Genomic DNA, 18182 nt, shown 5'->3' with positions numbered 1-18182 from the left:
CTCACCTCAAAATTATATAAATTTGTTCGAAAATAGACCTTAAACACCGAAAATAATAATCAAATATGCTAAAAATAGAACATATTGGTATTGCAGTGAAAAACCTCGAAATTTCTAATGAAATATTTAGCAAAATATTTAATAAACCACACTACAAAGAAGAAGAAGTAGTTTCAGAAGGCGTAAAAACTTCCTTTTTCCAATTGGCAGACTCCAAAATAGAATTACTCGAAGCAACGCATACTGAAAGTCCCATTGCCAAATTTATAGATAAAAAAGGAGAAGGAATCCACCATATTGCATTTGAGGTGGAAGATATTTGGGCAGAAATGAAAAGACTAGAAGCTGAAGGTTTTACATTATTAAATACCGAACCCAAAAACGGAGCAGACAATAAACTAGTGTGTTTTTTACATCCAAAAACCACCAACAGTGTGCTAATAGAGCTCTGTCAAGAAAAAAACAAAGCCTAATTGGTCCAAATCAAAAGTTTATAAGACGTTTTATCTTAAATTTGTATTTTGGAAGAGAGACCATAAACCATTTCGTGTGTCAGCAAAGAAAAAATTAAGAGCCTTAGCCGTAGTTTTACCCCAGTTTCACCCATTTCCTGAGAACGATTTATGGTGGGGAAAAGGTTTTACAGAATGGACCAACGTGACCAAAGCACGACCAAGTTTTAAAGGACATTATCAGCCACATTTGCCAGCAGATTTGGGTTTTTATGACATGCGTTTGCTTCAAACTTTGATAGACCAAGCCAACCTGGCAGAGGAACACAACATTTCTGGTTTCTGTTTTTACCATTATTGGTTTAATGGCAAAAGGCTACTAGAGACCCCTATAAATAAGATACTTACAAGCCAAAAACCCAACTTCCCTTTTATGTTGGCTTGGGCAAACGAAAATTGGTCGAGGCGTTGGGATGGGCAAGACAAAGAGGTATTGATAGAGCAAAAGTATAATGCAGAGGATCATGCAGCCCATGCAAAATATCTTTGCGAGAACGAATTCAAAGACGACAGATATATAAAAATTGACGGAAAACCATTTTTCCTATTTTACAATGCCCACATTATTCCTGATTTGAAAGAAACGATTCAGATTTGGAGAAACGAAGTAAAAAAACATGGTTTCAAAGATATTTATTTGGGCGGAATCAAAACCTCCTCAAATTATATACCGGATGCTGAGGAATTAGGGTTTGATGTGGTGATTGAATGGCAACCGGACTGGAAAAACTTAGAAATTGTTCCGAATTTGTGGGACAGAATCAAGAATAAATTTTCTTTGGGGAAAACTTACAGGAAGATTGACTTCAAAGAAGTTACGAAACGGATGAAAGCGAAAAAATGCCCGCCAAATAAGCATTTTCATTGTGTAGTTCCGGGATGGGACAACAGTGCAAGGAGGAAAAATAATGCTTTCATCATGACCGACGCCACCCCCGAACTATATGGAGATTGGTTAAAAGATACTTGTGTAAAAGCAGAAGTCTATTCTGATGAAGAGAATTTCTTGTTCATCAACGCATGGAACGAGTGGGCTGAAGGAAATCACTTAGAGCCCGACAGAAAATGGAAACGGGCATTTTTAGAAAAAACAAAAGACATTTTAAGCATTTATAAATGATTGCGAAAAAAATAAAAGACCTTGTACAGAACCTAGCCCATAAATTTGGGTACCACGTACTGAGCAAAAATAGCATTTCAGGCGATATGATTCTTTTCCTAAAAGGAATCAAAAACAGAGGTGCCTTAGTAAATAATATTTTAGATATTGGTGCTCATAAGGCCGATTGGAGTCTGATGACTTCTGATATTTTTCCTGAGGCTACGTACTATATGATAGAACCACAAGACGAAATGAAGCCCTACATCGAAAACTTTTTGAAAAACCACAAAGGGGCATGGTTTCAGGGTGGTGCAGGTGCCGAAAATGGCGAATTAACATTAAGTGTTTGGGACGACTTTGCAGGCTCATCTTTTCTTTTACCTGAAGGCGAAGAAAGTGGCAAAAAGCAAAGAAAAGTACCCATTTACACGGTAGATTCTTTGATAGAAAGCAAAAAAATGCCAATACCGAATATTTGCAAAATAGATGTTCAAGGCTTTGAAATTGAAGTACTTAAAGGAGCAAAAAAAATACTAGGGAAAACCGATATTTTTATTTTGGAGGCATCACTGTTTAGATTTTCTCCCAATCAGCCATTATTGCATGAAATCATTGATTTTATGGTCAAACACGGATACGTTATTTACGATTTTGCTGGCTTTGCAAACCGACCTATGGATAAAGCTCTTGGACAACTTGATATATGTTTTGTGTTAGAAAACAGTCCATTACGATTCAATCAAGGCTGGTAAACTGGTCAATTAGCATTTGTGTTTTCATTTTTTAATCAAACATTATTGTATATTTTTGTAAATAATTAAAAATCTGGAATTCTTATTTCATGATTTTATAATAAAGGAGTATAAAAACCAGAATTAATGCCAAAAGTAACCGTAATACTTCCCAACTATAACCACCAAGACTACATAGAGGAAAGAATAGAAAGTATTCTTAATCAAGACTTTAGAGACTTTGAACTCATTATTCTTGACGATGCTTCGAAGGACAAAAGCCCAGAAAACATTAGAAAATTCCTAACAGATTCACGTATAAAAGAATTTGTCATTAATGACCAGAACTCTGGCTCGACATTTATTCAGTGGGAAAAAGGTTTACAAAGGGCAAAAGGAGAATATGTTTGGATTGCAGAAAGTGATGACATTGCAGACAAGCGTTTCCTGACTGAACTCATCGCAATTTTAGACAATGACTCCAAAGTGGGTGTGGCTTTCTGTCCTTCATTTTGGATAGACGAGAAAGGAAATAAAATACTAGAACCCGAACATGAATCAGAGGAGGATTTTTGGCAAGGTAACCAACTGATTCAAAACGAATTTCTGGCAGGAAACTTAATTTATAATGCAAGCTCTGCAGTTTTTAGAAAAGAATTGATAAAAAAAGTGAATTTTTCACAAATTAGTCAGTTCAAATATACTGGAGATTGGCTATTCTGGGTACAGATCATCTCAAATGTTCAGGTAAAGCGGATTGGAAAACGATTAAATTTCTTCAGAAGGCACCCAAACAACGTATCGTTTAAATCTGAGAGGGACGGTTTACAATTTATAGAAGGCATAAAAATTGCCCTAACTATTTTCAAAAACTATCCAATATCATGGACAAAAAAGAGAAAAACTATGCTCTTTTGGACTAAAAAGCTTTTCCTTTCTGAAAACGTTGACAAAGAGACGGTGTTACAAAAAATGCCGTTTGAAGTGAAAGCCTATTTTGCTTTTTTCAAACTTTTTGGCAAATAATATGAATGGTATTTCTGTCATAATTGCTTGCTTCAACAGTGAAAAAGTAATTTCCACCACGCTTAAGCATCTTCAAAATCAGAAACATACTGAGAATATTGCTTGGGAAGTAATACTCGTTGACAATAACTCTACTGACCAAACCTCAGCTGTTGCAAACAAAACTTGGGCCGAAAAACCAATCGTGCCACTCAATGTTTTATTAGAAGAAACTATAGGAGAAGCTCATGCCCGTAAAAGAGGTATTCAAGCAGCCAAATATGCCATTTTGAGCATCGTTGATGATGACAATTGGGTGGATGAGGATTGGATTTTCAAGATAAATAGCTACTTTGAGAACCCTGAAATTGGGTTGATAGGTTGTGCAGGAACTGGCGAGTTTGAGTCAACACCACCAGATTGGTTCTTTAGAAATCAGCACGCATTCGCAATTGGAAAACTCTATGAAGGCGATTTTGTGGATATTACCGACAGTGCCATCGTGCCAGGAGCTGGACTTTGTGTAAGAAGAAAAATCTATGACAACCTTTTCAAACTTGACTGGAAACCTTTTCTTGAAGGAAGAGTGGGTAACAAACAATCGGCAGGTGCAGATAGCGAAATGTGTTACATTACGCGATTATTGGGTTATAAAATATTCTATTCTAACTTATTAACATTCAAACACTTCACCGCTTCACACCGAATCACCTGGGACCGTTTAACACGTATGTTTGAGGGCTTTGGAGAAGCCGATGTATTTACTTTACCTTACAAAATTTTATACGAAGAATCGAAAGGCAACAGGTCTTTGCTGAACAAACTGCGGAAAAACTGGTGGTTTAATTGGATCGGAAAAAAAGTAGCTTTATGGATTAAAGACCCCTTCCAATTTCTACCAGCACCAGATTTTTCTCAAAAAGAACTGAATAGAATCAGAAACAGATCCTTTTGCAATACCATTTGGAAAGAAAGAGTGAAATTTGAGAAAAGTTTTGAATATTTAAGACTTATTTCCGAAAGAGATACGCATCACTAAAGAGCTTCGTTAAATTAAATACTCACCTTTGAAAATATTGTTCAAATACGTACCAGTATTTTTGATATTAATTTGCAAAACAGCTTTTGCACAAACAATTTTTATTGATGGAGTGGTCATTTCTAAAACCAGCTCTCGTCCAATTGAATATGCCAATATTCAGGATAAATCCAAATCTATAGGAATAACCTCAGATTCCTTGGGAAAATTTAGGTTACCTATTTCATCCAAAAACACCTTACTTACCATAAGTTGTGTGGGTTATGAAAACACTTCAATACACGTCAATCCAGAGTCTTTTGTGGTCATTAGACTAACTCCTTTAGTTAGCACACTGGATGAGGTGACGATAAAACCAAAAGAAAACCCTGCATTTGAAATAATCAGAAGGGTTTTGGCCAATTCTGAAAAAAATAATCCCGACAAAATACTCCAATTTAAAGCCAATCATTATTCAAAAATTGGTCTAAATGGTGAAATATTAACCTACTTTAAAAAAAGCACAACAGACTCAGTTAATAAAATCGACAGAGGCCTATTTATTGTTGAAAACCTAGGTGACTTTTATCAAAAAAACAAGAAACAAAAAGATATTGTAAAATTTACGATTAGCAATTTCCCAAAAAACTATCCTGTAAATATATTTACGAACAACCAAATAAATCCATCAGGATTTTACGAACCTTTAATTCAAGTAAACTTAAATCAACTGACAGCTCTTCCAAGCAATAATGCCTTACAGAATCAGAGATTTTATGTAAATCCTATCAACGCAAAGACTTTTTCTCAGTATGATTTTCAACTTTTAGATACTTTAGTAAACCCAACAGACAGTGTTTTTACTATTCTATATAGGCCCAAAAAAGGCATTTCTTTCAATGCTTTGGTGGGTATAATGAAAATAAACTCTCATGGTTATGCGATTCAGGAAGTGTCTGCAAAAAATGCGGATTCACTGCAGACGTTAAATTTTAAGATTCATCAGAACTATCAAAAAAGCGAGGCTCAGTGGTATCCATATATTAGGACATTGAGTTTGGAATATTTGCTCAAACAAGAAAATAAAGAAATTAAATTCATTTTTTCCATAGAAGATTATTTGTCTAATTTTACCCAAACATTTGACGCCAAAGAAGTCTACTTTGATGGTACATATCGGCAAATTCTGCCTAAGGCTGATACCATTTCTCGGCGTAGTTTCGATAAACTTCGTTCTGTTGAACTTCTTTTAAGAGATCAACAACTTTACAATAAATCTGAAATAATCAACAAAAAACCGCTTTTTCAGAAAGTTATAGTTCCTGGCATGTCCATTGTCAAAACAGCCATGAACAACGGATTAATGCTAGGTCCATTTTTCCTTCTTTATAATCAATTTGATTATAATCAACACGAAAATATAAGACTTGGAATTGGCATCCAAAATGACATTCAAAAAAGACCAAGATGGCGAATATATGCTGGAAGTGCTTATGGACTTGAAGATAAAAAAGTAAAATATGAAGGCATATTAAGCTATCACCTCACCAAAGACCGATACAACAAAATAGAGATTTACGGGGGTAATGATATACAGAGACCAGGCCAAAACCCAATACTCTTACCTAACTATTTCTTACCTCAAAGATTTGGATTAAACCTTGGAAGCGGAGCGTATTTATTAGATAATTATAAAAAAATAGGCTTGTCGGTCTTTTTAAAACCATTTAATTGGACACAATTTAAAGTGTTTTATGAAAAAGAAACTAGAGAACCTTTAAGCTATAAGCTGGCCGAAAATATTGTGAGCGACTATAATCATGCAGGTTTGAGCATCAGGTTTGCTCGTAAAGAAACATTGATGAGAACCGGGTATTTTGAAACAGTTACCAATCCCTACTACCCAATTATCAGATTAAACGTCAGTCATTTTAATAGCAACAATGCCTACCACAGCAACTTTTGGAAAGCAAATATTGTGGTCAGTCATCAAATCAGAACAAAGAAAGTAGGTAAAACTATGACCAATATATCGGCTGGAAATTCTTGGGGGAACCTTCCCTTTCAATATCTTTTCAATAACCTATCGGTTCCTCTTAATATTTGGGGAAGCAACAATAAAGAAGGCTTCCAAATGCTGAGCACAGCTCAACTTGGCTATAACAACTATCTATCCTTATCAATTTTTCATGATTTTGAAAAAAACTTATGGAGGCTAAACAATGCTTGGTTTCAACCTGAATTTATGGTAGGTAATAAGTTAGCTATTGGAAGATTAACTCAAGGAGCACCCTTGGTGAATAATAAACCTTTGAAAGATATTCATCAGGGAGTTTTTGAGGCTTCGATGAGTATTAGAAATATCTTAAAAGTTAAAATCAAAGGTTTTGGAATTGGCTTAGGGGTGAATTTAGTCTATGATTATTCTCCAGACAGCTTTGGCTCGAGCAGATTTGGAATAAGACCTTTCATAATGCCGGTTTTGTTTTAGAAAAACCAATTTATCTTTTATTCTTTCTCAAGTTATATTTTTCCAAAAACTCCAGAATCATTCTGTCATAAGCAAGAGCCCCAATAGATTTCTTTTTAGAAAGAATTACTGGAACTTGTTTGGCGGTGGAGTCTATAAAAGCCATATCACGAGGAATATAGGTATCAAAAACCTGGTCTTTGAAATTCTCTCTCATTAAGCCTAGTATTTGGTTAGAAAGGTCGTTGTCTTCATCGTGCATGGTGAGTAAAATACCCTCCACATATAACTCGGGTTTTAGTCGTTTTTGAATAATTTTTAACGTTCCTAAAATCAACTCCAAACCTTCAATACCGAAATATTCACATTGAAGCGGTATAATCACTGAGTCGGAAGCCATAAGACTGTTGATAGGCACAATACCTAAAGAGGGTGGACAATCTATAAAAATGAAATCGTAAAGTGGTTTAATAGGTTCCAGTTTTTCGGTTAGAATGTATTCTCGCTCAGTAAAATTCACCAATTCAATCTCCGCTCCAACCAAATGAGGCGTGGAGGGAATAAGGTCTAAGTTAGGATAACCTGTCCGAATAATACAATCTTGAATAGGGCTTAGGCTCACCAAAGCTGCATAAATACTTTTGTTGTCGTATGCTGACTTAAGTCCGAAAGCCACCGTGCAGCTTGCTTGATGGTCGGTATCGATCAACAAAACTTTATAACCACGAGCAGCCAAACCAGCGGAAATATTGACAGCAGAGGTGGTTTTTCCAACTCCACCCTTTTGATTTGAAATGGCAATTACTTTAGGAAGCATCTATAATATTATTGGACTACAAATTAAGAGGTTAATTATTCATAGTAATGACAAAACCCCTATTAATTTTAAAACGAAAGTTTTATGATAGTATTCAAAATTATCAGAAACTCTTACAAAAAAAGCCGCTTTTCAGCGGCTTTCCGTTTTATTTTATTTCAATAGTCTTTTCTATGGCCTCCAGAGAGGCATTTTCGCCATAATCCAAGACAGCTAAAATAGAGTATTTCCCTGGCTTAATTGTAGCTGGAATTTCTAATGGAATAATTCTTTTTCCACCAGGGAATACTGGAAATTCTTTAGCTTCTGTTATGGTTTCTTGAGAATTAGCAAGATTGGTGATTTCCAGATGACTTCTACCAGTAATCATGATTTTACCAGTATTTTCTACTTCAAAATTATACAATCTTTTGTTTTCTTTCACAGGTAATAGACTAACCGCCTTTGCAGAAGGCTCGTTTAAACTAGGTGGCGTTTGATAAACATGTATGCCCATTCTAATTATTTCCTGAATACTCGCTTTCGCTTCATTTGGTCCATTTGTTATGGGCTTTTTAAGATTAGCACCTTGAACAAATAGCATTGCCCACTTCATGGACTCCAACGCTTGAGCATTGTTAGGAGCTTGCATGGTGAGCGTAATTTCTCCAGATTTTCCAGCCGGAATTTCTATGAAATTCTTATCAAAAGTTAGCCAAGAAGCACACGAATAAGGCATGGAGTTGGGTTTGAAATAATCATGAGCTCCGTCCACTTTTCTATTCCAATCTCCTAGACTTACTTCAAAAGACTGCGTTTTACTAGAATTGTTGGTGATGGTAATCACCTGAGTTTCAGATGAACCAATATTTTGAAGATGAAACTCAACGATGGATGGATTGATATTTATTTGCTGGGCACTTAAATCAATAAAAGAAACAGAAATAATGAACAAGAAAAAAAGACGTCTCATTTATAATATTTAATTTAATTTTTACTTTATTTTTACAAAACTATCTCTAAAAATCGAAATTGAACCTACAAAAAAAAACTTTAGTCTTCATTTTGTTTGTTTTTCTTTCATTAGATAAAACCCAGGCACAGTCTTTTTCCTACGATCTTCAGTCAGCGGCTTTGTCTTTTGACTATTCGACTTTAAGTAATTTCACCACACCCAGAACAATTCCAAAAGCTTTCACACTCAATATCCGAAATTCAAATCGAGGAAAATACAATATTTTTTGTAAAATTGTTTCCAATAGCAATGAGAACTTTGGAAATATTCCTCTCAATTTATTTTCAATTAAAGTCAATAGTGCGAATTTTACCATAACCAGTTCTTACTATAATTCGACCATATTGGGATTGTCTGATGTGCTAGTAGGAAATGTCACCGGTAGAGCCCGAAAGACAGATACCATTTTTTACGACCTTATTTTAAACCCTTTGAGTTTTGATTTTGGCCCAGACAATTACAACTATAGTTTTATTTTTACAGTAACTGAATACTAGTTAAATGTCAAACAACAAAACCATAATATTTTTCCTCCTTTTATTTCCAAATATAGTTTTGGCTCAAGTCTCTATTTCCAGAACTGCGAATGCCAATATGAATGTGTTTTCTTATATGTCATTTGATGTAACCTCCAATGGTCCATTAGATTTTAAATTCAACAACAATCAACAGTTGTTAGATGGCGTAACCCTCAATAACAAGTTTAATGTCAATGTGATATCCAATATCAACTGGATACTGAATGTTTCTACATTGACTTCAAATTTCTTGGCTATAGGCCCTCAAGCCAGTACACAAATGCCCCCAGACATATTGAGTATCAAGAAAAATACCTCAAACGCCTTTATTCCATTAAATCATAACCCCAATATGGTTTGTTTTGGCTATAGAGGTGATCAAACCTCCGCGAATAATCAATTTAAACTGGATATAAAAGCGACACCTGGCTATACATTTAATGGTGGTTCTTATGCCATTGTATTGATTTTCACGCTCAGTGTTCAGTAATTTTAATCTTTCTTGATATTTATTGCTCTCTTTTTCTGAATAACTTTAAATTCAATCTCTGAATATTTTTCCTTAGTCAAATCAACCGTTAAAATAGACCTGTCCACTCTAAAACCTTCCCCAAAAATATTGGTTGGAATCTGAATATTATAAATATCTTCACTTAGATTTATATAAAACTCTCCCCTTTCATTGGTGGTAGATCTGAACATTTCACCTTTTCTATTGACTGCAACCACCATAATCCCAGTTAAGCTTTCCTTGACCTCTCTATTGGAGTTTTCTATTTCAAAACTCACCTTTCCTGCCACCATTCTACTCTGTTTAAATGGAACTCCAATAGAAATATTTCTATCCAAAACCAAAGTATCTACGCTACCCTCTTTTACAACCCATCCCTTAAGATTTTGAATTTTTCGATAATCAAGTACATAATCATCCCTTTCCATATTTTTAAGATATATCATTCCTTTTTTATTGGTTTTCAGCGGCTGACCATTGACATTTAAAGTAGCATCATGAATAGGTTCCTCTCCTTTGTCAAACAAATCATTGTTATTGGCATCTTTGAAAAGAAATACGCTGGCAGAATAATATTTCTGTTTAAAAATCAATGGCACATTTATGGTCTTTTTCAATGAAACATTGAGAGAAGGTGCCAATTTGGGTTCTAAAACATTGACATTCGCAAAAATATTTACGCTTGCATTGGCTTTTGGAAACTCAAAATAAATTTCATTCCGCAATACTGTTGCTGGCTTTGAAAACACTGAATTGCTGTTGTTGGTGAGATTTATTCTGTCAAAAAAAGTATGTTTCTTGTTTTTCAATTCAAAAAAAACGGAGACATTATGCGTGGTGGGTTCAACGTTTGCTGACACAAAACTTAAATAATCATAGTAAAAATTTGGCCCCAAGGAATAATTTGCATTTATACCAAAAGCTTTGTATTTTAATTGATAAAATGCACTGTATGAGTCCCTTAATCTATTATCATCAATCTCTTTAACCTTACTTTTCATATAACTAACTGTGGTGGATTGTACAAATTTTCCTTTATTTATCGAAAAATCTAGCGAGGATTTATAACCATCCATTTTACTCAAAAAATTATTTTTTTGATATTGCTCCAAAAACGAAATTGCAAGTGTTGACCTTATTGAAAGTTTAGATGCCTCAAACCTGACCCCATGCTCCGTAGTTTTAAAATTTACTTGAATACCACCCACTAAATTTTCTTCACTGAAAGGATTTCTAGAGTTCGACTCTGAAAACAAAGCAAATGAAGTACCTTTAGCTCCCATTTTTATTTCATGACTTCCATATTGGACACCCTTCAAAATGCCCGAAAATTTACTGCTGTAATATTGAAATGTAGACTGAATATGGGCAAATTTTATTTTGGTCTCCAACCTATATCCACCCATGTATCCAAGTTTAAAACTATCCGTTTCCATCTTTTTTTCGGTGCTATAACCACCCGACAAGGCAAACAATTTGCTCGAAGAGTGTCTTTTTTCGTAATTATGCAAACCAAATAAAGTCAACTCTTTTTTGTCCAAATCTTGAACAAAAAGTATATCACTTGATAGTGTTCTCTGTTCTTTTTTCTGATTATCTTGTCTGAATCCGATAATGTTTGCGTTGCTCATTTGGCTCTTGATACCATAAATTTCATATTCTTTTCTGGTATCTGTTTTGAAGGCCATTTTTGCACCATAACCATTAATTTGATAATTAAAAAACATATTTTGACTACCCAAACTCAAATCAAATCTCTTGGTTTTATAATTCAATGAATAATAATGGGTATTGATAGAATAGTCGGCATTGAACGAATTAGTTCTCGCTCGAAATGTTATCGACTTTTTCTTATTTATGTTGTAACTTCCGTTGATATCAAAAAACAAATACCCTGAACTCTGTCCAAAGGCATTTATGGCAAAAAACTCAAAATCAATGGGTAGTGTTCCAAACTTGCTTTTATTTCCTTGTATAATTGCTGAAGTAAAATACACATTTCCTGTAAGCATATTGGACTCGTTTTTGGCCTTTACAAAAAATGCTACCGAATTAGAATTAGAAGTTTTGGCTCTAGAGGCTACATAAACATTGATTGTGGTGTCTCTCCCTGGCCAAATCATGGCTTGAGTCCCCTCTGAAGCTAAACTTAATTTTAAATCCGTTTTTATACTAATCTCGAATAGCTCCCGTTTATTTCCATTATTTTTTATCCTCAACTGAAATTTCGAAAGGCTGTCCTTTTCTTCAATGAAAAGATTGGAATTGACGAGATTGGCCGTCCAGTTTGTATTTTGTTTTATTTTTACATAAAAACTCTCGGAAACTTCTTTTCCTGAAATTGGATTTTTTATAAAAACAGTGATAGGATAGCTCAAATCTCCCAAAGCAGATTTTGATGCCGCTATTCGAAAAGGAATACTGATAAATTCTCCCCTTTTTACCTCTACACTTGGATTTGGAATGGTGACAAAGTTCCAGCCTGCTGGTAATGAAAACCTAACTCCGAGTTTGAGATTTTGCGTAGAAGTGTTGTTTATGGTGATGGAATTAAAAGCAAACTGATTGGCTTTTATAAGAACAGTATCATTCAATACCTGCAACGAAAACTTCTCCATACCCATGTTCTTCTGCCCAAATGCCACGTTATTGAGTAGGCAAGATAGCAGAAGGCAAAGCAAAGCAACAGTCGATATGTTTCGAACGGTTAGCATTTTATGGGTAAAATTTCTTATTTATTATAGAAAAGCGTATTCAGTTTATTTTTTTAACGTTAAGGAGCAGTTACCGTAAAGGTAATTCCCAAGGTATAAGTAGCCGGTGTCACATAACCTGGGTTGGCAATATAATCTATCTGAAATGTATTGGCCCCAAATCCCCCTCGATCACCCGTAGCTAATGCTTGATCGGTAGTAGAAAGTGCTATGGCTGAAGTTGTCCCATTCTTTCTCACCGAAAGCGTGCTTGAAAGTACATTTCCATCTCCCCCCCCAGAAGTGGCGAAATTTGCCGTATTGGCTTTTACACTTACTGTCCAAGGCTTGTTTGACCTCACTCTGAGACCTGCTGCAGAAAGATTGGTTTTGCCACTTTCAAAGTCCGCGGCATTTGCAAAAGTAAATCCAAGTACTTGTGTTGTATTGTCAAAGTCAAGTTCAAGAATGTTATTGATTGATAAAGTCACCGTGTGTGTTTTGGAGTTGAGTTGGGCCAGACTATTTTGGCTACACGCAACCACCATCACGAGTACATATAGTATTTTTTTCATTTTATAGGAAATTAATGTTTGACCTAAGTCAATTATTGATCTTATTAGGAATTCGAACTCTTAAGGAGCTGTCACTGTAAAAGTTACCCCCAATGTATAAGTGGCTGGTGCAATGTATCCAGGATTGGCGAAGTAGTCTATTAAAAATGTATTCGTTCCAAATCCACCTTTGGCCCCTGTTGCGAGCGATTGATCAGCGGTGGTCAAGGGTATAAATGTAGTAGTACCGTTTTTTCTGATAGATAACTTATTAGCCGTAACGTTGGCATCTCCACCCAAAGTGGCCGCAAAATTTGCCGTGTTGGCTTTTACGCTCACTGTCCATGCCTTATTTGATCTTACTCTCAATCCAGCTGCAGAAGCATTTGTTTTGCCGGTTTCAAAATCATTTGCAGTTGCAAAAGTGAATGCAAGATTCTGCGTAGTATTATCAAAATCCAACTCCAAGATGTTATTAATGGTGTAAGTTACAGTATGTGTTTTGGTTGTACCTTGAGCTGATACATTGAATAAAATTGATAGACACACAGCTACCGTCGCAACTAGTTTTTTCATTAAAAAAGCATTTAAAAAGCCTTGTTAAAAGACTATTTGTTATAGGAAATCTGAACAACCATGGTTAGAAACCTCAGGCCTGAGAAGTAGATTTCAATAACTATGCCAAAAAATATTTAATGGTATCAAAAACTTTTCAAACAACTAAAAAACAGCACTTTAAAGAGTAAAATATTTACAAAAAAGCAATTAAGAAAGTGAATTACTAAATTTTAAATCACGGTGTAGAAAGCGTGTAGGTTATTTCGATAGAATAGGAATCGGGTTTTATATAACCTGGATTCGCAATGTAATCTAAAAAAACGGTATTGGTCTCAAAACCACCATTTTTACCCGAGGCAATTGCTTGTTCAAAAGTTTCTAAGGGATAATTAGTGGTTGTACCAGTCTTTCTAAGCAACAAAGCACTGGACTTTATATCAGTATCACCTGAAGATGAAGGGGTAAAATTTGGTGCGTTCGATTTTACATTCAATACCCAATTTTTATTAGAACGAACTTTTAGTCCTGCGGCTTGAATATTGGATTTACCATTTTCATAATCTGAAAGGGTATTAAAACTAAAATCAGTATTGTTTACCTGCTCGTCGAGCTTTAGTTCTAAAATTGGATGGGCTATAATTCTGACTGTATGTGAGGCAGAGCTTTGACTATATACAGCAATCGCAAACTGCATTAAAAATGCAGTCACAAACATTATTTTTTTCATTTTTTTCCTGTTTAGCTACCTAAAAACATCTCAAACTCAATAAAATATGGAATTTTACAAGTAGGGATACTAATTGATAAACACAAACATAAAGAAAGATTGAAACAAAAAAAATATTTATTTGAGAAATTTAGTTAGTATTGAAATAAAATGGCAAAAGAGGACAAGTTATTGTCCTCTTTTATTATGAGCTATGTAATGTATTAATCAAGGATTGCTAACAGTGAAAGTTACAGGAACCGTATAAGTATCAGCTGCGAAATAACCCGGATTTAATTTATAATCTATACTGAAAACACGAGCACCAGTATGACCACCTTTAGTTCCAGTTGCAATGGCATCACCAGAATCGATTGCTGAATAATCCACAGTACCATTTTTTCTAACTTTCAATGCAGAGGCAGCTAATTCTGTGTCATTATTACCTGATGCTGATTCAAAATTGGTCGCAGAGGTGGTTACTGCCACTTGCCAACCCTTGTTAGATTTCACTTTAAGTTCGGCCGCATTAGTAACAGTAACTCCGTTTTCATAATCATCCGAATCTTCAAAATCTAATTCAACGTCTGTAGTAACAGTCATAACGATGTCCAAAACAGAGGCAGCGTTAATTTTTACATTGTGGCCTGCAGTGGTTGATAACTGTGCATTAGCTGCAAATGCCAACAAAACGAGAGCGAGTGATGTCAAAATTGACTTTTTCATAAATAATAATTTTTTAAGTTTTTTGGTTAGATCCACAATGGTTTTCCTGACAAATTTTTGGAACCGTTTGATTCACTAAATCCTAGTTTTGAAATAATTTAATTAGTAGACGGTAGTTTTTCCTTGAATAGTTCTACTGTCTACATTTTCAACAACCAAAATTTATGCCATTGTTAATGAAAAAAAATCCGAGAGAGGTAGATTATAAAAATTATCAAGCGGTAACAGCAGTACATTTATATTATAGTGAGGCGTAAATTATTCATAATTCCCTATAAATGAATATCTTATAAACAAAAAGACACCTTTTAAAAATATAATTTCGCAATAATGTTGAAAACTAACAGAAATTATTTTTCCTGAAATAACAGCTTAGAAATCAAGCGTGCCAATCTTTTATACTGTTTGAAATAACATTGTAAACCCGAGCTAAGTCTTCATCATCTGCCAAATAGGCCATTTGATTCTTCAAAATATTATCATCTCTTCTAACAGCTGGGCCTGTTTGAACTTCGGCGGGGTGCTTGGCCTCCATGGCTTTTTTGAAGGTTTCGGCAATCAAAGGTTTAAGAAGATTAAAATCCAAGTCCTCAGCTTCAAGGATTTCTTTTGAAAGGGCCCAAAGATGATTGGCAAAATTACAAGAAAAGACTGCTCCGATATGCAATACTGCTCTCTCGGCCGAATTTAATAAATATATTTCTTTCGAAATCAACTTACCAAGCTCCACCAAAGTAAATTGTGTTTCTTCATTTTCAGCTTCAATACAAATCGGAATTTCTTCAAAGCTTATATTTTTACCTTTTGTGAAGGTCATTATAGGATAAAAAACCCCAGCATTTACTTTCAAGTCATGATAGATCTCCAGCGTTTGGATAATTATTTCCATTGGCTTTGAGCCAGAGGTGTGCACTAATATTGCGTTTTCAGGAAGAATAATTTTGGAACATATTTCTTCAATGGCATCATCATTTACACAAATAAAAAATACATCTGACTCACTATCTGAAAAATCTAGTTCGTCAGTGGCTTTTGTATCATATAAATCATCAGCAAGGAGAATAGCTTTACTGATTTCTCTGCCATATATTTCGTTTACTCTGATTTCTTGCTTTTCAAAAACTCTGGCTAAGTGCCATGCCATATTGCCAGTACCTATTATAGAAATGTTCATTTGGATCGTATTTTAATTCCCCAAAATACGCACAAAATCAGAAATACCCAACCTTTCAGATTTTTGCTAAAAATTTTATAATAGTTTCCGTAGCCCCTGATTGAGATTTTACATAATCTTCCGTTTCAGTAATTATTTCATTTAGTCGTTTAGCATCTAAGCTATCAAAAGCTTCTTTGAATGAACTGATGTTTTTTACTGGAAAAGCCACATTTCTGCTAATCAAATTCTTGGCTTCTTCAAATTTATCAAAACGCTTATCGCCAAAAAATATAGGAACACCAAAAACGGCTGCTTCTAAGATATTATGTAGCCCTTTACCGAAACTTCCGCCGACAAAAGCATAATGAGCATATTGATACAAAGAAGAAAGTAATCCAATACTATCAATAATCAAAACTTGTGTATCTGGTAAAGCCACAGTTTTATAATCAGAGTATTTAATGGCATTCAATTCTTTTGCCCAGCCGTTTATTTGAGTTTCATGCAACTCGTGCGGTGCTATAATGAATTTGATATGTGGATGATCTAATGCAAATGGAATCAGTACTTGCATGTCCTCAGCCCATGCACTGCCCACTACAAAAACTTGCTTTTCAGCCACAAAATCGGCAATACCCGCGACAGGCTGAATCTTGGATAATGTATCCAAAACCCTATCGAATCTAGTATCACCAGCCACGGTATGGTTTTTATAAGCGATAGATTCTAACAAATTGGACGTAGACTGGTTTTGCACAAAAAGATATTCGAACGAAAACAATACTTCTCTAAAATATCCTCCCCAAGGCTTAAAAAAAGATTGACTTTCTCTTAAAATAACCGATATGCCGATGAGTTTTGTACTGTTTGATTGGAGAGCTTTTATGATATTTGGCCAGAATTCGTACTTAACAAAAACGGCGATATTGGGATTTACCAGCTCTACAAAATCTTTTGCATTGACTTTTGTGTCAATGGGCAAATAACAAATAAAGTCTGCCAAAGGGTAGTTTTTCCGTATCTCATAGCCCGAAGGTGAAAAGAAAGTTAGTAAAACACCAAACTCAGGATTTTGACTTTTAAACACCTCCAAGACAGGCCTTCCTTGTTCAAATTCTCCCAAAGAAGCACAATGAAACCAAATGATTTGTTTATCTGGATTTTGTTCTTTCCAAATTTTGATATTTGCTAAAACACTCGGAATTTCTCTTTGCCCCTCTACAAACAATTTAGCTTTGGGACCAAAAAACTTTGCCAGGCCAATAAGTCTACTTATCAAATAGATAAATAAATTATATCCAAAGCCAATTAACGTGTCAATAATTTTCAAAAAGTTTGCTGTTTAAATTTCCCAAAATCAACTTTTGATGTTTGGTAGTGAAATATTTAATCGAATGGCCAAAAATCTAATTAATACGATTACAGAAAACACTAAAATTTCTGTGTAGTTTGAAAGAAAAGCAAAATTTTCTAAGAAAAAATAAAGGAAACCCCCTAAAATACAAGCAGTTGCATAAATTTCTTTTCTGAAAAGCGTAGGAATTTCGTTCAAAATAATATCCCGAATTACCCCACCAAAACAAGCGGTGATTGTTCCCAAAATTATGCAAGAAGGCCAACTCAGCCCAGCCCCTACTCCAACTTGAATACCTTTAATAGTAAAAAATCCAAGACCAAGCGTATCAAAAAAAACTAAGGTTTTATCGAGTTTATTTATTCTATTTTTAAAAATAACTGTTAAAACCGAAATACTAACAATCAAAACCACGATTTTGGTATCAGACAGCCACTTTACGGGAAATTGCCCTAAAAGAATATCTCGAAGTGTTCCTCCTCCCAAAGAGGTCACGAAAGCTATTACAGCCACACCAAATATATCCAAATTTTTACGGATTCCAGCCAAAGCTCCAGAGGCTGCAAAAGCGATGGTTCCGCCAATGGTAATGAAGGAGAAAATTTCCAATGTTTCAGTTATTATTTCACAAAATTAGAACAGTATTTTGAATAGATAAGGAAGAATGCCATAAATATCCTTTTTTGGGCAAGATGCATTCTCTCCTTAAAAGTAATTTTCGTATCTTTGCACCCAATTTTTCAAACAGTAAAGTACA

At 34.8% G+C, this 18182-nt stretch carries 18 protein-coding genes; 8 read left to right on the top strand and 10 right to left on the bottom strand.

Annotation, left to right across the window (positions count from 1 at the left end; genetic code table 11):
* Positions 1-65: 65 nt before the first annotated feature.
* From mce to EGI24_RS14715, 6 genes are all read left to right on the top strand, one after another.
* Complete coding sequence (mce, locus tag EGI24_RS14740) at positions 66-473, top strand: methylmalonyl-CoA epimerase (RefSeq protein WP_255049234.1); 408 nt, start codon at positions 66-68, stop codon at positions 471-473.
* A 76-nt stretch (positions 474-549) separates the two neighbouring features.
* Positions 550-1632 (top strand): glycoside hydrolase family 99-like domain-containing protein, encoded by a 1083-nt coding sequence (locus EGI24_RS14735; RefSeq protein ID WP_255049233.1) that lies wholly within the window; start codon positions 550-552, stop codon positions 1630-1632.
* Complete coding sequence (locus EGI24_RS14730) at positions 1629-2366, top strand: FkbM family methyltransferase (RefSeq protein ID WP_255049232.1); 738 nt, start codon at positions 1629-1631, stop codon at positions 2364-2366. The genes EGI24_RS14735 and EGI24_RS14730 overlap by 4 nt, the downstream gene beginning before the upstream one ends.
* A gap of 126 nt (positions 2367-2492) precedes the next feature.
* A complete protein-coding gene (locus EGI24_RS14725; protein ID WP_255049231.1) occupies positions 2493-3371 on the top strand; it encodes a glycosyltransferase family 2 protein in 879 nt (292 codons plus the stop codon).
* A gap of 1 nt (position 3372) precedes the next feature.
* Positions 3373-4389 carry a glycosyltransferase gene (locus EGI24_RS14720; protein WP_255049230.1) on the top strand — a complete coding sequence of 339 codons (1017 nt, stop codon included), beginning with the start codon at positions 3373-3375 and terminating at the stop codon, positions 4387-4389.
* Positions 4390-4426: 37 nt separating this feature from the next.
* Positions 4427-6859, top strand: a complete 2433-nt coding sequence (locus tag EGI24_RS14715; protein ID WP_255049229.1) for a DUF5686 family protein — start codon at positions 4427-4429, stop codon at positions 6857-6859.
* 10 nt (positions 6860-6869) lie between these two features.
* Here the strand turns inward: EGI24_RS14715 and EGI24_RS14710 are convergent, their stop codons facing one another.
* Complete coding sequence (locus EGI24_RS14710; RefSeq protein ID WP_255049228.1) at positions 6870-7655, bottom strand: ParA family protein; 786 nt, start codon at positions 7653-7655, stop codon at positions 6870-6872.
* Positions 7656-7803: 148 nt separating this feature from the next.
* Complete coding sequence (locus EGI24_RS14705) at positions 7804-8607, bottom strand: molecular chaperone (protein WP_255049227.1); 804 nt, start codon at positions 8605-8607, stop codon at positions 7804-7806.
* A gap of 92 nt (positions 8608-8699) precedes the next feature.
* On the opposite strand from EGI24_RS14705, the gene EGI24_RS14700 reads away from it, so the two are divergent.
* Positions 8700-9146 carry a hypothetical protein gene (locus EGI24_RS14700; RefSeq protein WP_255049226.1) on the top strand — a complete coding sequence of 149 codons (447 nt, stop codon included), beginning with the start codon at positions 8700-8702 and terminating at the stop codon, positions 9144-9146.
* 4 nt (positions 9147-9150) lie between these two features.
* Positions 9151-9657, top strand: a complete 507-nt coding sequence (locus EGI24_RS14695) for a hypothetical protein (RefSeq protein ID WP_255049225.1) — start codon at positions 9151-9153, stop codon at positions 9655-9657.
* 2 nt (positions 9658-9659) lie between these two features.
* On the opposite strand, the gene EGI24_RS14690 is transcribed toward EGI24_RS14695, so the two are convergent.
* The 8 genes from EGI24_RS14690 to EGI24_RS14655 all read right to left on the bottom strand — a co-directional run bounded on the left by EGI24_RS14690 (position 9660) and on the right by EGI24_RS14655 (position 18034).
* Positions 9660-12392: a hypothetical protein gene (locus EGI24_RS14690; RefSeq protein ID WP_255049224.1), complete on the bottom strand. Its 2733-nt coding sequence runs from the start codon at positions 12390-12392 to the stop codon at positions 9660-9662.
* 59 nt (positions 12393-12451) lie between these two features.
* Complete coding sequence (locus tag EGI24_RS14685; RefSeq protein WP_255049223.1) at positions 12452-12946, bottom strand: hypothetical protein; 495 nt, start codon at positions 12944-12946, stop codon at positions 12452-12454.
* Positions 12947-13006: 60 nt separating this feature from the next.
* A complete protein-coding gene (locus EGI24_RS14680) occupies positions 13007-13501 on the bottom strand; it encodes a hypothetical protein (protein ID WP_255049222.1) in 495 nt (164 codons plus the stop codon).
* Between the two features lie 217 nt (positions 13502-13718).
* Positions 13719-14210, bottom strand: coding sequence for a hypothetical protein (locus tag EGI24_RS14675; RefSeq protein ID WP_255049220.1), 492 nt, complete (start codon positions 14208-14210; stop codon positions 13719-13721).
* A gap of 207 nt (positions 14211-14417) precedes the next feature.
* Positions 14418-14915, bottom strand: coding sequence for a hypothetical protein (locus EGI24_RS14670; protein ID WP_255049219.1), 498 nt, complete (start codon positions 14913-14915; stop codon positions 14418-14420).
* Positions 14916-15294: 379 nt separating this feature from the next.
* Complete coding sequence (locus tag EGI24_RS14665; protein WP_255049218.1) at positions 15295-16089, bottom strand: Rossmann-like and DUF2520 domain-containing protein; 795 nt, start codon at positions 16087-16089, stop codon at positions 15295-15297.
* A gap of 55 nt (positions 16090-16144) precedes the next feature.
* A complete protein-coding gene (locus tag EGI24_RS14660; protein ID WP_255049217.1) occupies positions 16145-17401 on the bottom strand; it encodes a 3-deoxy-D-manno-octulosonic acid transferase in 1257 nt (418 codons plus the stop codon).
* 27 nt (positions 17402-17428) lie between these two features.
* Complete coding sequence (locus EGI24_RS14655) at positions 17429-18034, bottom strand: trimeric intracellular cation channel family protein (RefSeq protein WP_255049215.1); 606 nt, start codon at positions 18032-18034, stop codon at positions 17429-17431.
* Positions 18035-18182 lie beyond the last annotated feature (148 nt).

This window comes from Lacihabitans sp. CS3-21 (assembly GCF_024343675.1).
Taxonomy (GTDB): Bacteria; Bacteroidota; Bacteroidia; order Cytophagales; family Spirosomataceae; genus Leadbetterella.
The sequence above is the reverse complement of the archived record's forward strand: the minus strand, read 5'-3'. Positions and strand labels throughout refer to the sequence as shown.

Coding starts and splice junctions, on each gene's coding strand:
- EGI24_RS14710 (WP_255049228.1), bottom strand. CDS start 7,655: ATGCTTCCTAAAGTAATTGCCATTTCAAATCAAAAGGGTGGAGTTGGA.
- EGI24_RS14730 (WP_255049232.1), top strand. CDS start 1,629: ATGATTGCGAAAAAAATAAAAGACCTTGTACAGAACCTAGCCCATAAA.
- EGI24_RS14675 (WP_255049220.1), bottom strand. CDS start 14,210: ATGAAAAAAATAATGTTTGTGACTGCATTTTTAATGCAGTTTGCGATT.
- EGI24_RS14725 (WP_255049231.1), top strand. CDS start 2,493: ATGCCAAAAGTAACCGTAATACTTCCCAACTATAACCACCAAGACTAC.
- EGI24_RS14690 (WP_255049224.1), bottom strand. CDS start 12,392: ATGCTAACCGTTCGAAACATATCGACTGTTGCTTTGCTTTGCCTTCTG.
- EGI24_RS14680 (WP_255049222.1), bottom strand. CDS start 13,501: ATGAAAAAACTAGTTGCGACGGTAGCTGTGTGTCTATCAATTTTATTC.
- EGI24_RS14685 (WP_255049223.1), bottom strand. CDS start 12,946: ATGAAAAAAATACTATATGTACTCGTGATGGTGGTTGCGTGTAGCCAA.
- EGI24_RS14665 (WP_255049218.1), bottom strand. CDS start 16,089: ATGAACATTTCTATAATAGGTACTGGCAATATGGCATGGCACTTAGCC.
- mce (WP_255049234.1), top strand. CDS start 66: ATGCTAAAAATAGAACATATTGGTATTGCAGTGAAAAACCTCGAAATT.
- EGI24_RS14720 (WP_255049230.1), top strand. CDS start 3,373: ATGAATGGTATTTCTGTCATAATTGCTTGCTTCAACAGTGAAAAAGTA.
- EGI24_RS14670 (WP_255049219.1), bottom strand. CDS start 14,915: ATGAAAAAGTCAATTTTGACATCACTCGCTCTCGTTTTGTTGGCATTT.
- EGI24_RS14695 (WP_255049225.1), top strand. CDS start 9,151: ATGTCAAACAACAAAACCATAATATTTTTCCTCCTTTTATTTCCAAAT.
- EGI24_RS14705 (WP_255049227.1), bottom strand. CDS start 8,607: ATGAGACGTCTTTTTTTCTTGTTCATTATTTCTGTTTCTTTTATTGAT.